11 protein-coding genes and 1 pseudogene are annotated in these 13,911 nt (G+C 65.6%); 10 read left to right on the top strand and 2 right to left on the bottom strand.

Annotated elements, in window-relative coordinates; translation table 11 throughout:
* Nucleotides 1-65 precede the first annotated feature (65 nt).
* Nucleotides 66-2,060 (bottom strand): flavin-containing monooxygenase, encoded by a 1,995-nt coding sequence (locus tag ACFQS9_RS01170; RefSeq protein ID WP_378400703.1) that lies wholly within the window; start codon nucleotides 2,058-2,060, stop codon nucleotides 66-68.
* Between the two features lie 219 nt (nucleotides 2,061-2,279).
* Here ACFQS9_RS01170 and ACFQS9_RS01165 point away from each other — a divergent pair, with 219 nt between their 5' ends.
* From ACFQS9_RS01165 to ACFQS9_RS01130, 8 genes and pseudogenes are all read left to right on the top strand, one after another.
* Nucleotides 2,280-3,215 (top strand): SDR family NAD(P)-dependent oxidoreductase, encoded by a 936-nt coding sequence (locus tag ACFQS9_RS01165; protein ID WP_378400701.1) that lies wholly within the window; start codon nucleotides 2,280-2,282, stop codon nucleotides 3,213-3,215.
* Between the two features lie 34 nt (nucleotides 3,216-3,249).
* A complete protein-coding gene (locus tag ACFQS9_RS01160) occupies nucleotides 3,250-4,173 on the top strand; it encodes an alpha/beta hydrolase (RefSeq protein WP_378400699.1) in 924 nt (307 codons plus the stop codon).
* Nucleotides 4,174-4,407: 234 nt separating this feature from the next.
* On the top strand, nucleotides 4,408-5,241 hold the full coding sequence (locus tag ACFQS9_RS01155; RefSeq protein ID WP_378400697.1) for an SDR family NAD(P)-dependent oxidoreductase: 834 nt from the start codon (nucleotides 4,408-4,410) through the stop codon (nucleotides 5,239-5,241).
* A 174-nt stretch (nucleotides 5,242-5,415) separates the two neighbouring features.
* Nucleotides 5,416-6,063 (top strand): TetR/AcrR family transcriptional regulator, encoded by a 648-nt coding sequence (locus ACFQS9_RS01150; protein ID WP_378400694.1) that lies wholly within the window; start codon nucleotides 5,416-5,418, stop codon nucleotides 6,061-6,063.
* A 139-nt stretch (nucleotides 6,064-6,202) separates the two neighbouring features.
* The gene (locus ACFQS9_RS01145; protein WP_378400692.1) at nucleotides 6,203-6,349 is read left to right on the top strand and encodes a hypothetical protein; all 147 of its coding nucleotides are present in this window, start codon (nucleotides 6,203-6,205) and stop codon (nucleotides 6,347-6,349) included.
* Between the two features lie 1,394 nt (nucleotides 6,350-7,743).
* Nucleotides 7,744-8,047, top strand: a pseudogene (locus tag ACFQS9_RS01140) (nitronate monooxygenase); the annotation flags it as partial.
* 56 nt (nucleotides 8,048-8,103) lie between these two features.
* The gene (locus ACFQS9_RS01135; protein ID WP_378400690.1) at nucleotides 8,104-8,715 is read left to right on the top strand and encodes a LysE family translocator; all 612 of its coding nucleotides are present in this window, start codon (nucleotides 8,104-8,106) and stop codon (nucleotides 8,713-8,715) included.
* A gap of 207 nt (nucleotides 8,716-8,922) precedes the next feature.
* Nucleotides 8,923-9,396: a hypothetical protein gene (locus ACFQS9_RS01130; protein ID WP_378400782.1), complete on the top strand. Its 474-nt coding sequence runs from the start codon at nucleotides 8,923-8,925 to the stop codon at nucleotides 9,394-9,396.
* A gap of 1,660 nt (nucleotides 9,397-11,056) precedes the next feature.
* Here the strand turns inward: ACFQS9_RS01130 and ACFQS9_RS01125 are convergent.
* Nucleotides 11,057-11,971 carry an alpha/beta fold hydrolase gene (locus ACFQS9_RS01125; protein WP_378400688.1) on the bottom strand — a complete coding sequence of 305 codons (915 nt, stop codon included), beginning with the start codon at nucleotides 11,969-11,971 and terminating at the stop codon, nucleotides 11,057-11,059.
* 134 nt (nucleotides 11,972-12,105) lie between these two features.
* Here ACFQS9_RS01125 and ACFQS9_RS01120 point away from each other — a divergent pair, with 134 nt between their 5' ends.
* Together ACFQS9_RS01120 and ACFQS9_RS01115 are read left to right on the top strand one after the other, a co-directional pair.
* Entirely contained in the window at nucleotides 12,106-12,696 is a 591-nt protein-coding gene (locus ACFQS9_RS01120) for a TetR/AcrR family transcriptional regulator (RefSeq protein ID WP_378400687.1), read from the top strand.
* A gap of 404 nt (nucleotides 12,697-13,100) precedes the next feature.
* Nucleotides 13,101-13,730 carry an alpha/beta fold hydrolase gene (locus ACFQS9_RS01115; RefSeq protein ID WP_378400684.1) on the top strand — a complete coding sequence of 210 codons (630 nt, stop codon included), beginning with the start codon at nucleotides 13,101-13,103 and terminating at the stop codon, nucleotides 13,728-13,730.
* The last annotated feature ends 181 nt before the right edge of the window (nucleotides 13,731-13,911 follow it).

Here is a 13,911-nt window from a genome sequence, read left to right as displayed (position 1 = left end):
TCCAGATGCATAGCGCCTGCGCCTTCCCAGGTGTTTGAACTGTGGATCGTGTTTCGGCGCTTACCTCAACAGTGGCTGCGCCCGCGGGTCGAGATGGCGCCGGCCTCACCGTGGATGCTCTTCTGTCGGAGGACGAAATGCGTTTCGATGGGAGCCCGGTGCTCGGACCATACGTCGATCAGTCGCCATGGGCTGGCGACGATCACCCGCCCGGAGTCATTGCGGTAGTACGTGTTTGCGGTCGGGGTGTGCCGCCAGACGGTGCGCTCCATGGCCTCGTCGATGCGGGCGTTGTAGTCCTCGTATGCCTCCCTCGTCGGCTCGAGAGACGTCGCGCCGCGTTCGGCGAGCAGTTGCAGGCACTCGATGAGGAAGTGCGCGGTGACCTCGATGGCGAAGTTGTTGCCCGCCCCGTGGCCGGGGTTCGCGTTGGGCGCGGAGGTGATGAACAGGTTGGGGAAGCCGGGCACGGTGCCGCCCCGATAGGCGCGCGGGTTGTTGCCGTCCCATTCCTGCCGGAGGGTCACACCGTCGCGGCCGCGAATATCCATGGTGGACAGGAAGTCCAGGTTGTATCCCGTGGCGTACACGATGGCGTCGACCTCGACGAGGCGCCCGTCGGCGGTCACGATCCCCTCCCGCACGATCCGGTCGATCGCCTCGACCTCCACGTCCACATCGGGGCGGGTCAGCGCCCGGTAGTAGGCGCCAGGATCCCGAATGATCCGCTTGCCGAACGGTGCGAAGTCCGGGGTGACCTTCGCCGCCAGTTCGCTACCGGCACCGAAGGTCTCGTCGATGTACTTCAGGCAGTCCTGCAGCAGCAGGTCGTTGGCCGGCGAGATCGACAGGTGATCCGAGGCCCATTCCGGGTCGACGACGACCACCGGGTAGGCGCTGTCCGACGAGCCCCAGAAGGACTTGAGCCGAAGCCAGTTGGCATAGAACGGCACATGACGCTGCAACCACCTCTGCTCGTCCGGCACCTCGTCGCCGAGCCGCTTACGCGGGGCGACCCAGTGCGGCTGCCGCTGGAATAGCGTCAGGTGCGCGACGTCTTCGACGATGGCGTCGACGATCTGCACCGATGTGCACCCGGCGCCGATCACCGCGACCCGCTTACCGCTCAGGTCGAGGTCGGGATCCCATTGACTGGAGTGGACGCTGATCCCGGCGAACTCGCCGATTCCGGGCACGTCCGGGAACTTGGGCCGATTGAGGTAGCCGGCGGCCGTGACGACCGCGGCGGCGTACGAGTTGCCGCGACTGCCATCGGCCGACCGCCACCGGATCTCCCACCGGGCGCTCGGTTCGTCCCACACCAGCGCCTCGACCTCGGTCCCGAATCTGGTGTGCTCAGCGATTCCGTGCTTGTCGACCACGGCCCGCAGGTACTCCTGATACTCCCCACCCTTGGGGTAGTAGCTGGACCAGTCCGGGTTCAGCTCGCTCGAGAGCGAGTAGTACGAGGACGGCGTGTCCACCGCGACGCCTGGATAGTTCTGGATGTGCCAGGTCCCGCCCACCTCGTCGTTGCGTTCGAAGATCTCGTACTCGATACCGGCCCTGTCCGCGGCGATGGCGACGGCGATTCCGGCCAACCCCGCCCCGATGATTGCGACCGACATCGTCGCCGGCATCAGTGCCGTGCGCGGCACAACAGGCTGGAAGTAGCGGAACCCGCCCTGCTCGAGCAGCATCGGCAGGAACTCGGCGCCGACCGGAACGCCCAACGCGAGTGGCGCCAGGCGCGCGAAGAGCTCGGGGTCGACAGTGCCATTCGTGGTCGCCGCGGGCGCGGCTGCGGTCACCGCCTCGACGAGTCGATCCACGATCTCGGCGACAATGCGCCGCGGCGCGATCCCCGCCATCTCGGGCGGGTTCGGCACGTGCGAGATCTCGCCGGTGTACCGGTCGAGCAACGCGTCATCACCGGTCACCTGCACCAGGACCGCGAGCAGTACCGCCGGATCAGCAAGCTCAAGGCATCGCCGCAGCCGATCCGGGTCGACCCGGTCCGGTGCTGACACGGATTGCAGCGCTGAGGGGAAGGGTGACATCGACTCTCCTTGTCGGGGAATGGGTTCCGGCGTGCAACCAACGCGGCTCGCTCCGTGCCTCGAGGGCGGTATCGCGATACCGGTACCGGTGTGATGAAGGCACCCTAGGACAGAAACTTCTTGATGTCCATACCGTTAGCATGATTATTGAACTACGAGTCTGGTTTTTTTCCGATGGGTCTACCCAAAGCTCCTGATATCGGCTAGCGTCCGAGGATCATGAGCACATTGCGATTTGACGGTCAGGTGGCACTGGTCACCGGCGTATCGACGTTCGGCCTCGGACTCACGTACGCGACGATGCTCGCCGAGCGCGGCTGCGCGGTCGTCGTAAACGACCTCGGGCGTGACTGGGCCGGCAACACCAACGAACCCGGCACGGAGAACGCGGTGCGGCTGATCACCGAGTCCGGCGGATCTGCGACGGGTGTCACCGGCGACGTGGTCACCGAGTCCGCCCGAATTGTCGCCGAGGCCGTAGACGCCTTCGGTCGCCTGGACATCGTGATCAACAACGCCGGCGCGGGCGGCGACTTCGACACCCAGGTCGATGTGCACCTGCACGGCGCCCATCGGATCAGCGAGGCCGCGTGGCCTCATCTGACGGCCGCCGGTAACGGGCGCATCCTCAACCTCGCCTCGAACGCGACGTGGGGTTCGCCGGCGATGCCCGGATACGGTGCGGCGAAGGGGGCGATCCTCGCCCTCACCCGCACCCAGGCGATCGTCGGCGCAGGTGCCGGCGTGCGCAGCAACGCGATCCTGCCGGCGGCCTGGACCCGCTCGACGGCGAATGTCGAAGCCGCCGGGTTCCGGGAATTCATGCAGGAGCACTTCCCGCCCGAGGCCGTCGGCGCCTTCGCGCTCTATCTGCTGCACCGGGATACCGCGCTGAGCGGCGAGGCCTTCACCGTGGGTGGCGGGCTGGTCTCGCGCGTCGTCCAGGCGGAGACGCGCGGTGTGGTCGCACCCGACCCCACCCCCGAGAGTTGGCCATCGCTTATCGACCAGGTCATGGATCCCTCGGACATCACCATCTCGCCGACGATGTGGGCCCAGCTCGACGCCTTCGCGCACCGGATGGGCCCCGACGTATACGCCCAGTGGTCCGCGATCGGCATCTCGACGACGGTCGCGGCCAAGGTCGGCAGCTGACCACCCCGAACGTAACCAAGAAATCGGAGCCACCATGACCGAACTCGACCCCGATGTCGCCTCGTATCTGGCTGCTCGGCAGCAGTATTGGACGCCCATGTACGAGGTAGGCGTCGAGGCCTCGCGCACGATGATGGAGTCGCTACCCCGCGTCGCAGCTCCCGAGATGCACAGCGTCGAAGACCGGACCCTGCCCGGGCCGCACGGGACGATTCCCGTCCGGATCTATCGACCGCGCGAGGCGGCGATCCTGCCCGCCATGCTCTACTTCCACGGCGGCGCGCTGGTTATCGGCAGCATCGAATCCTTCGACTCGATGGCCCGCTTCCTCGCCGACGCGACGGGCGCGATGGTCGTCAGCGTCGACTATCGGCTCGCCCCCGAATTCCCGTACCCGGTCGCCTCAGAGGAGGCGTTCGCCGCCACGCGCTGGGTCATCGAGCACGCGGCTGAACTGGGCACCGACCCACACCGGGTCGCGGTGGCGGGCGACAGCGCGGGCGCGACGCTCGCCGCCGGGGTCGCGCTACGCGCCCGCGACGAACGGTCCACCATGCCGGCGTTCCAGCTGCTGATCTACCCGGGCATCGACCGGAGCCTCGACTGGCCCTCGGTGCGCGAGTTCGCCGACGGCCCGATCGTAACCGCCGGCGACATCCCCTGGTCGATGAACATGTACCTCGGCGACGACCCGAGCCGGGACAGCCCCTACGCGGTCCCGAGCCTCGCCGACGACCTGTCCGGGCTGCCACCCGCTATCGTCGTGACCGCCTCCCACGACGTGGCCCGCGACGGCGCGGAGGACTACGGGCGGCGACTGCGCGATGCGGGCGTCCAGACCGCCCTGCTGCGGTATCCCGGTGTGGCGCACGGCTTCCTCATGCACGCCGATTCGCACGCCCGCGCCCGGCTGGCGCTGGCGGAGATCGGCGGCATCGCCCGCGCGAAGTTCGACTAAACCAGGGGGTGACCGCCGAAGATCATCGGCATCCCGAACCATGGTCGCCCGCGCTGGCACCAATGGTTCGAGCGGGCTTGCTCCCTCTCGCCCGGGGCCGGGGTCGGGGGCGATGACGACATTCAGATCGACTCGATCCTGGCTCGGTCTATTGCGCTCATGAGACGCCGGCAGGCAGACAACTGTTCCGGCGGAACCGGTGACACGAGAAGACAGGTAAGAGGAGACAGGTAGATGAGGCTTGAGGAACTGGCCGGACAGACCGCGGTCGTCACCGGCGCAGGCAGTGGAATCGGCGAGAGCGTCGCCCGTCGGGCCGCCGCACTTGGCATGAATGTGGTTCTGGCAGATGTGGCTATGGACCGAATCGTGGCCATCGAGGCGCAGCTTCGTGCGGATGGGCATCGGGCGTTGGCAGTGCCGACCGACGTATCGGATGCGGACCAGGTCGAAGCACTCGCGAACGCCGCGTATGCGGAGTTCGGTTCTGTCACAATCCTCCACAACAATGCCGGACTCGAATCACTCGGTTACACCTGGGATGTGCCGGCCGACGAGTGGCAGCGCGTCTTGGCCGTCAATGTGAACGGCATGCATCACGGAATCAGGTCCTTCGTGCCCCGCATGGGGGCCGATCCGCGCCGCTCACACATCGTGAACACTTGCTCCGTCGGTGGTATCGCGATAACACCTCGGATGACGGCGTACGCGGCGTCGAAGCACGCCGTGCAGGCATTGACCGAGTGCCTGTATCTCGAGTGCGCCGAGGCGTATCCGCAGATCGCGGTTTCGGTTTTCAGCCCCGGCCACGTCGCGACCCGCATCTTCGAAGACGTCTCGGTCCGTGCGGAGGCGAATGACGACGTGGCCTTCTGGCGACGCAGTATCCAGGACACCGGTATCACACCGGACGCTGCAGCAGAAGTGTTGTTCAACGGGCTGCAGCGTGGTGAATTCTGGATCCTGACTCATCGGGAGGCGTTCGAGCGGCTCGCCACGAAGCGCGCGAAGGTACTGACTCGGCAACTGCGCCCTGACTCGGTATTCGAGGAGGCCGGTCGAAACTGACTGCAGATCAGTGTAATCGGGCTGGTTGCGCCGGATGCGATTCAGCCCGGCGCTGTCGTCAGCGGCGTGGCGGACTGCGTGATCCGTGGCCTACCCCTTACCGCTGCCGCGGTTCCGCTCACGGCCCGTTGGTTGCCGATATCTGCCCGGCTGTCATGAGTATAGACTCCGGGTATGGATACTGGACCCGATGCTCCGCTATCGCTGCGTGAGCGTCAAAAGCGTCAGACGCGAGCGCACCTTTTGGAGACCTCGGCGCGGCTGATCGGCGAACATGGCTACCAGGAAAGCACCATCGAGGACATCGCGAAGGCGGCGGGGATGAGTCGAGCGACCGTGTACTCGTATTTCCCCAGCAAAGAGGCGATCGTTCGGGCGCTCGTTGTCGCGATGTGGGACGCGGCCGAGGAGCTCTACATGGAGTTCGGCCGGTTGACGGAGTGGTCGCGGCCGACCGTGCGGGGCTGGATGGAATCGGTCGTGGAATCCTGGGAAAACAGCGGTGACCGGCTGCGCGTCGGCGCGGCTCGCCTGGTCGAATACGACGACTTCTACCTCGAGTACCACCGGCGTTATGTGGACGCGCTCACCGCCAACGAGCAGTTATGGCAACGGTTCTCGGCCGAGGAGTCGGAGCGCCGGGCGTTGCTGCTCATCAGCGGGTTGGAGCTGTTCCTCAACACCTGGCTGGTCCGCGGGTGGCCGCACGATCGGGAGGCCGCGATAGACACGCTGACCGACGTCTGGCGGGCGACAGTGATCGCCGAAGAGCCGGCCGTGGCAGGCAGGACCCGGGCCCGCCGCGCGGCGGCCCCGCGCTGAGGTCAGATCTGTTCGAATGCGAGCCAGCACACTACGGCTTCCGGACCTGACCGAGTCGGCCCCCTGCGTGTCAGGGTGAGGTGAGTCCAGCGGTTCACAGCAACCCCGCCTGCAGGGCGAGATACGGATCAAGCCGACGATGACGATTTCCAGCCTGGCCGTGGCCGGGGACAATGCCCGCATGGGTTCCTCACATCCGCGTTCCGGCGGCCCGCGCCGGCGGCGCACGTTCGCACCGGAGGACAAGCTCGGGCATCTGGCCGCGTACGAGCAGGCCTGCAAGTAGAACGCAGGCGGCGCCTATCTGCGTTGTGAGGGCCTGTACTCGTCGTTGATCAGCGATTGGCGCAAGCAACGCGACGTCGTGGTCCTCGACGGCAAACAGGTCGGCCGTGGATGGGGCCGCTGCTGCTGGGGTCCACAACATCGGTCGGTCAGATGGACTCAGCGTGGTTCGCTGATTCAACGAACCACGACCAGAACGGCACCTTGGTCCGAAACGACCACGTTTCCCTCGGTGCAGCCCCGATGCCGAGTTCGTTCCGGAGGTACTCGACCAGGTCGGGGCCGTAGTAGATGACGTCGGTCTGGTACGCCGAGAACACCGGAGAACCGGCGGGGGGCGGGGGTAGCGGGCGTGTACCGGTGCCCGTAGATCGGCACCAGGGTCGGCCATTCAGCGAGTTTGCTGCGGGTGGTGCGCTCAACCTCCTGAGCGTTGTTCGGTCGACTACCCCAAGGTGGTGGCCAGAAGGGGGCTCCTGGTGAAGGGCGTCCCACACGAAGCCGTCGATCGGCCAGTCGAGTATCTGTTTCAGTTCAGAATCGTCGCCGTCGCGCCAGTCGGGCGATCGATCGCCCATCGGCATCGCTGAGGAAAGTAGATCGAGGTGATTCTGGTTGAACTCGAGCCTGAATCACTCACGTACCGAACGGATTTCGGTGGCAGTCAGGCTAGGAGTAAGTCCCACGCCAGCTTGTTCGAGCACTCATATCGCTGCGAAGGCGATTCTGGTTGAACTCGAGCCTGAATCACTCACGTACCGAACGGATTTCGGTGGCAGTCAGGCTAGGAGTAAGTCCCACGCCAGCTTGTTCGAGCACTCATATCGCTGCGAAGGCGATTCTGTTTATCGTGCCAGTGTCGCAAGTGTTTTCTCACCCAATCTGTCCAGCGATGGCATTGGGAGGCCGCACCACGCAGACGTCTCGGCGCGCCGGTGACCGCCCCTACCGTTGTCCAGTTTTAGGATTGTCATCCACGGCAACCAACGTGGTCTTGTTGACGGCCGAGATGTCCTCTGCGACGCCGTTTCGCAGTCATTCCTGCTTTAGCTCAGGGTGGCGCCGGAGTAGTTCGCTCTCGACTCGGCGAAGCGAGGAGATCTCTGTGCTTATGTCGTCGAGCTGTCGTCTCGATCGGTCCAGGAGTGCCTCGAGTTCGCGGACTCTGAGCAGGAGCTCCTCCCGCACAACCAGTAGGCGAGCAATTTGATCCGCAGCAGGGTTAGTGCTCATTTGCCCATGATATGGCGGGCTTGGCGACCGGATCAGGTTCCAGGGCAAGGTGGTACGGACCATCGGCGACTGGACAGGATCCCGGGACTCGAAGACCCGGCGGTATCCATGCAAATGTGCAAGCCTGCGCTAAACAGCGCAGACGTTCCGTTGGAGCAGTGGCAGCTGCCGCTGCTCAAGGCCAGTTCGGGCGACACCGTCCGGAGCCGGGTCTACACCGGCAAGCCGCTCGCCTGCTCAAGAACAAGTGGACCGCCGGGAGGAGGAGGGTGCGCCGGCGCCGCTCCCGATTCCGCTGCAGAACCTGCTGGTCTCCGACGCGCACAACCGGATGAACATGGCCGACGACGCGGACGCCGTCGCCATGCCGGCCGGACAGATCATCGGTCGCACCAACGAGGTCCGTCCAGTCGCCGAGCTGATCGCCGAGTACGAGGAGACCGTCGCTCGCCCGGAGAAGATCCGGGCCGACCGCTCCGAAAGTCGCTGTTGCCAGCACCCGCCCGGGCTTAGCCTTAGCGGGTGCTGGTCACTTTTCTCGCCTTCGTCGGCTCCGCGACGCTCATCGTCCTGCTCCCCGGTCCGGACACCCTCGTGGTGGTCCGTGCCATCCTGCGCGGCGGCCGCCGCCAGGGCATCCTGACCGCGGCCGGGAACCTGGTCGGCCTGACGATCTGGGTCTCGGCGGCAGCGCTCGGCATCGCTGCCCTGCTCCGCGCCAGCGAGGTCGGGTACGACGCCCTGCGCATCGTCGGGGCGGCGTACCTGGTGTTCCTGGGTATCCAGGCTTGGCGCTCTCGCGGATCCGTGGCCACCGACCAAGACGTCGCCGGAGCCGGGCTGCTGGGCAGCGGGTTCCGGGCCGGCATCCTGACCAACCTGCTCAACCCGAAGGTCGGCGTCTTCTTCGTGACCTTCCTGCCCGGGTTCGTGCCGGAGGGATCGTCGGTCGGCTGGCTGACCGTGGCCTTCGGTGCCACCTTCGTGCTGCTGACCGCGCTGTACTGGCTCCTGCTGCTCGCGCTCGCCGGCAAGGTGACCGACTGGATGAATACGCCGCGGATCCGGCGTCGGCTGGACGTGGCGACCGCCGGTGTCCTGGTCGCCTTCGGCGTCCGGCTCGCCACGGAGTGAGACAGGTCTCTTTTCGCGTTCCGTGTCCTAGAGTCGCGGGATTGTGTCGTCCCCGAGGTGCCCTGGTGAAGTTCGTCGGCGTTGAGCTGCTCAGCGGGTCGGACACCCGCGGCGCGGCTAGGTCCGACATCTTGGTGGTCAGATGCCGGGCGTGGGGGGGGTCGCGGCGGGGTGGGGCGCCGCGGCCGGGGTGGGGCCTCGGTGTTGATGGCGCTGTACGCGATGATCGCGGCGTGGACCTATCAGGACACCGGGTTCTTCACCCCGCTCCACCACATCGCATCGACGTTCGCGGCGTCGGACTCGATGATGACGTCGATGCAGAACGCGATGACCGGCAGCGCGTTCACCGTCGCGCTCGGGCCCGCGGCCGCCGGCGCGGTGATCCACATGATGGTCGGCGCTATGTATGGCGCGGTCTTCGCGGTCGGGGCACGCCTGGCGCGTCTGCGCGGCGCGGCATTGGTTGCTGCGGCGACCGTGTGGGGGCTGGTCGTGTTCGCGCTGAGCACCTGGATCAGTCTGCCACTGGTCGCGGCACTGTTCGGTGGTGGTGACCCGATCAGCGACATGGCCTCGATGGTCGGCTACCCCACCTTCCTGCTCGAACACGTCCTCTACGGGCTGGGTCTGGGCCTGCTGCTCGCCGCGCCGCCCGCGTTCCGACGCCACCGAGGCTGATCCCCTGCGCCCGGATCGCCCGCCGCCGGGCGTTCCGGTCAGGGAGCTAGGTCGCGCCACAGCTCATCAGCCACCGTCCCGCCAGCGTGGAGCGCGGCTCCCAGCGGCGTCGAATCACCGTATTGCGCGCCCAGGGGTGCGGTAGGTCGCCGGGATCTCAGCCGATGACCGCCGGCTCATCCATCGTGTGCGGCTCGAAGCGGTCGAGGAGAACCCTTACGCCACTGTGGCATTCGTTTAGCCAGGGCCGTGCCGCGTCGGTCTCGGGCCGCGCCCGCCGTCGCCACAGAACTCGACAATGCCTTTTGCGCCTCTGTCGCCCCGGGTCTACTCAGCTGTTTCCGCGCTCTCGGGCACCTGCCCGCACCTCCGCGCGGAACCCTGTTGACGCCCGGAGGCCGCCGAAAACTGCGGCTCTTTGAGGCGGTCCGCCAGCGGCTGTCGGTGGCCGCAATCTCCCGCTCCGTCAGAGTCTCGAGGGCCCTGTCCCACCCCGCCGGGTTCACCGAAACGGTCCTAGGGACGCATCGAGTCGGGCAGGAATGAGGCAGGGGCGAGTCTGGCCAAGTTTGGAAAAGCCGACCCCTCAGGGTCAGTCGTTCCCTCCCTTTTCATACCCATTCCCCGAGAAAGTGCTGTCAAACCTTACGCGGGTATCATAAAAGTGTCGGGGATTGGAACTGCTTCGACATCAGGAGGTTCGTCAAATGGGTTCCGTCGGTTTCGCCCTCATGGTTGACGCGGCAGTCAAGCTGTTTCACCTTCTTGCACTCAGCCTCGGCCTCGGTGTCGGCATCTCGTAGGCCCGTCCGCAGCTAGCCCACATCGGCGCGTGCCGGCCAGCGATCTGTGCGCGACTTCCTCTTGGCTCCCCATTAGGCGTCCAAAGGCCCGCGCAGGCCTGTTCGCGGCCGTACGCGCGGTTCGCGGCGTTATGGCGGCGGTCTATCCGTGTGGCCGCATGAGGTGTACACGCGTGGAAGGATCGGCGACGTGGGTCGCGGCCCGGGGACCGCCGCCGGACCGCTGTTGTGGTCATCCGGCGAGCGGGGGAACATGACAGGGTGGGTGACGACGGGGAACTCACCGAGGTGGTCGCGGCGATCGGCCGACGCCTGGCATCCATGCGGGACGGCGACCCCGCCCGCCGGGATTTGCTTCGCGACCGGGACCGCGCGACGTTGTACTTGGCCGCGATCCGGGCGGGCCGTTCGCGATGTCGATGGGTGAACCCAAACGGGCATTTTGGGTGAACACCCTGTGGATGGAGAGAGAGGTGTTCACCAATGCCGGTTCGTTCTGGGGTGCATGCGGATTGGATAGGTTGACCAGTCGGTGATCACACTTAGCGAGGGCTCCTAATCACACAATTCTGGATGAGTTCCAGGTTGGTGGCAATCAGGTACGCGGTCAGGTGTCCGATTGGCAATCCCACCGCGGCGAGGCCGCGGCTTGCGAGTCCGGGATAGGCCGGCCCTCCCGGGCCGAGATGCGGGACGGTTATCGGATGCCTGTGCCGGCCTCCGGGGGAAGTCGGATTCGCGGCCAGAAGGCCAGGTGGCCATCGAACGTGACGATCGTCAAACAGGACACTTTCGGGGGCGGTCGATAACCACAAACGGGCGAGCGGCAACCCGGCGTCCGGCGAATCTCGCTTGTCCTAGAAGAACTCGAGAATTGCCTCGACCACGGCAGCAGGGTTTTCCTCCGCGGGATAGTGCCCAGATTCCGGGATGACCACGCTGCTGACATCGTCCGCTGCCAGCCGCATCGTGGCGCTGACGCCCTCGGCTAGGCCGTGAGCGCCCCCAATGGCCAGTACCGGTAGTGAGAGGCGACGGTCTTGGCGTGCTGCGTTCTGTGACATGGTGACGTCCAGCGCGCGGTAGAACTCAAAACTCGACCTCAAGGCCTTCGGGTCACGTGCTATCGAGTCGACGTAGGCGTCGATGGCGTGGTCGGGGATTGCATTGCGCGTCGCAGCCTTCGTCTGGAACTGCTCCGAGAAGAATGCGTACTCGTTGCCCCGGACGAGGAGTTCGTTGAGGGCAGGAAGGCGATTGAAGCCGAAGTGCCATAGTTTCTCGTTGCCGGCCGCGCTGCTGAAGATCGAGGGAGAAAGAGTGAGGCCAGGGATGGCGGCCTCCGCGACGACGAGCCGGTCCAGAACGTGTGGGTGGTCGCTCGCGAGAGCGTAGGCAGTCCACATGCCTATGTCGTGGCCGGCCATCGAGAATCGCTTGTGGCCGAGCGCGGCCATGAGATCGACCATGTCCTGGGCGAGTGTTGCTGTGTCATATCCGGTGGCTGGTTTGTCGGAGAGTCCGACCCCCCGGGGCTCAGCGACGACAAGCGTGAAGCGTTCGGCGAGAGCGGGCATAACCAATCGCCACGCGTACCAGGTCTGCGGCCACCCAGAGAGAAGCAGAAGCGTAGGCCCCTGACCGCCGAGGACGACGTGCAGATTCACGGTTCCGGTGTCCACTATGTAGCTGGTGAACGTTGTCGTGAAGCCCTCTGGCAGATTCGATGCCGTGGTCACCGATCCAGGGGAATCCGGGTCAACGGGAATCATGTGTTGTCCTCTCGGGGCGTAGTCGCTGGCGTGGCCGGATGGCGGATGATCCGAACGCACATCCTGTACTGACCAGTCCAGCATAGTTGGACTGGTCAGTCAAAGATTGCTAGCCTGACGGCAGGAGGCAAGCAATGGCTGGACGCAAGCAATTCGACGTGGAAACGGCGCTGGATCAGGCAATGAAGGTGTTCTGGGAGCGGGGCTACTCAGAGACGTCACTCGACCTGCTCAGTGAGGCAACGGGTCTCGGTCGGGGGTCGATCTATGGGACCTTCGGCGACAAAGACGAACTTTTCCAACGCGCGCTCGACCGCTATGCAACCATCTTCGGGGCCCAGTACGAGTCGGCACTGGCCGCACATCCGACCGATCCTGCCGCCGCCATCGCTGCGTTCTTCGACGTCGTCCTCGCACGCATCGCCGATCCAACGCTTCCCGGAGGGTGCCTCGTCGCACTCTCGGCCGCAAACGCGAGTTCGCTCAGCCTGGGCGCCAGAAGCAAGGTGGCGCAATTGCTCGAACGCCAGCGGCAGCGAGTTCAGGCGAGCCTGATTGGTGGCAGCAGGGACGCGACAGGCTACGAAGACTTGGCGCGATTCGTCGTGGCCACCAACCAGGCCCTTGCGGTCATGAATCGAGCGGGGGCAACCGATGGCGAGCTTCGCGGGATTGCCGCCACGGCCGTTACTGCCGTGGCAGCATCCCTAGGTACGTCCACATAACCCGCCACCACGGGTTCTAGCGATCGGGCTTGGACGGTCGCAGCCCTAGGCGTGCGCCGCCTAGTGGATATCGGTCAGTTCGGCTGTGCCGCCACGCAGTTCGGCTTTTCGGGCAACCAGAGGGGCCCAGCCCTGAATCGACTTCCGAACCCCGCGTGCCCAATAGGTGAACACAACGGGCGCTAATGGGTGAACGCCGCATGGAGAGATGGAGAGACGACTAGAGAGAGGTGTTCACCTATGCCGGTTCGCGCTGGGATGTATGTGGATTGGATAGGTTGACCAGTCGGTAATCACACTTGACGAGGGCTCCAGATCACACAAATCTGGATGGGTTCCAGGTTGTTGGGACGGTCAGCTTGGCGGTCAGGTGTCGATCGGGCTTTCGAAGGAGAGCTCGCGCTGTGTGGTTGTCAGAAGCCCCGCTGGGGAGGCGCTTCGAGGTCGAAGATGGCGCGATGCTGCTGCACCGGTCCGGTGCCGGTGGGCCGACTGTGGTGTTCCTGGCCGGTGGCGGAATGTTCAGCCTCTACTACTGGAACGTCCACAATCTCGTCGCGGAGTTCACCACCAGCGTGATCGACGACCGGCTCGGCACGGGCTGGAGCGAAACGGTGGACCTCCCGCGCAGCGGCACACAGGTGACCGACGACCTGCATCAGCTGCTGCACGCTGCTGCTGTACCCGGCCCATACGTGCTGGTCGGGCACTCACTCGGCGGCCTGTATGCGCGGCTCTACGCGAAGCGGTTTCCCGGCGAGGTCACCGGGCTGGTTCTGCTCGACCCGACGCACGAGGACATCGTCGACTACCTGTCGGAAGAGAAAGCGCAGCGGCTGCGGGACTCGAACACCGACGACCTGTTCCCGCCCGAGCGTTGGATGCGATGCGGACGGCGTACCAGACCACGTTCGGCCGGGCGCTCGCCGGCTGGCCTGCCGAGATTACGGCGCATTATCTGCGGCAACCCTCGTCCGCTTGCTGGCCTGACAGCCTGTCTCGTGGTGTCTGAGTCGCGAAATTATCTGCGGTAGCTGGCTTCAGGTGCCACCTGGAATGGCGTCCCGTGCCAGAGATCGGCTCAGCGCCGCTTTTCGCAGTCCCGCTCCTCGGCCCCCGTCCCCGCGGCCACGAACGGAACGCCCCCGTATTGGAGTGAATGATCGAGTCCGTGGGGACCAAGCGTTTGGGTGCTCTGCCCGTCGCTGCCGAGCC

The organism is Rhodococcus daqingensis, from assembly GCF_042665615.1.
Taxonomy (GTDB): domain Bacteria; phylum Actinomycetota; class Actinomycetes; order Mycobacteriales; family Mycobacteriaceae; genus Rhodococcus_G; species Rhodococcus_G daqingensis.
The sequence above is the reverse complement of the archived record's forward strand: the minus strand, read 5'-3'. Positions and strand labels throughout refer to the sequence as shown.

What these genes read in the sequence shown, in the direction of transcription:
- ACFQS9_RS01170 (WP_378400703.1), bottom strand. Translation starts at nt 2,060, where the DNA reads ATGTCACCCTTCCCCTCAGCGCTGCAATCCGTGTCAGCACCGGACCGG.
- ACFQS9_RS01165 (WP_378400701.1), top strand. Translation starts at nt 2,280, where the DNA reads ATGAGCACATTGCGATTTGACGGTCAGGTGGCACTGGTCACCGGCGTA.
- ACFQS9_RS01160 (WP_378400699.1), top strand. Translation starts at nt 3,250, where the DNA reads ATGACCGAACTCGACCCCGATGTCGCCTCGTATCTGGCTGCTCGGCAG.
- ACFQS9_RS01155 (WP_378400697.1), top strand. Translation starts at nt 4,408, where the DNA reads ATGAGGCTTGAGGAACTGGCCGGACAGACCGCGGTCGTCACCGGCGCA.
- ACFQS9_RS01150 (WP_378400694.1), top strand. Translation starts at nt 5,416, where the DNA reads ATGGATACTGGACCCGATGCTCCGCTATCGCTGCGTGAGCGTCAAAAG.
- ACFQS9_RS01145 (WP_378400692.1), top strand. Translation starts at nt 6,203, where the DNA reads ATGACGATTTCCAGCCTGGCCGTGGCCGGGGACAATGCCCGCATGGGT.
- ACFQS9_RS01130 (WP_378400782.1), top strand. Translation starts at nt 8,923, where the DNA reads ATGGCGCTGTACGCGATGATCGCGGCGTGGACCTATCAGGACACCGGG.
- ACFQS9_RS01125 (WP_378400688.1), bottom strand. Translation starts at nt 11,971, where the DNA reads ATGATTCCCGTTGACCCGGATTCCCCTGGATCGGTGACCACGGCATCG.
- ACFQS9_RS01120 (WP_378400687.1), top strand. Translation starts at nt 12,106, where the DNA reads ATGGCTGGACGCAAGCAATTCGACGTGGAAACGGCGCTGGATCAGGCA.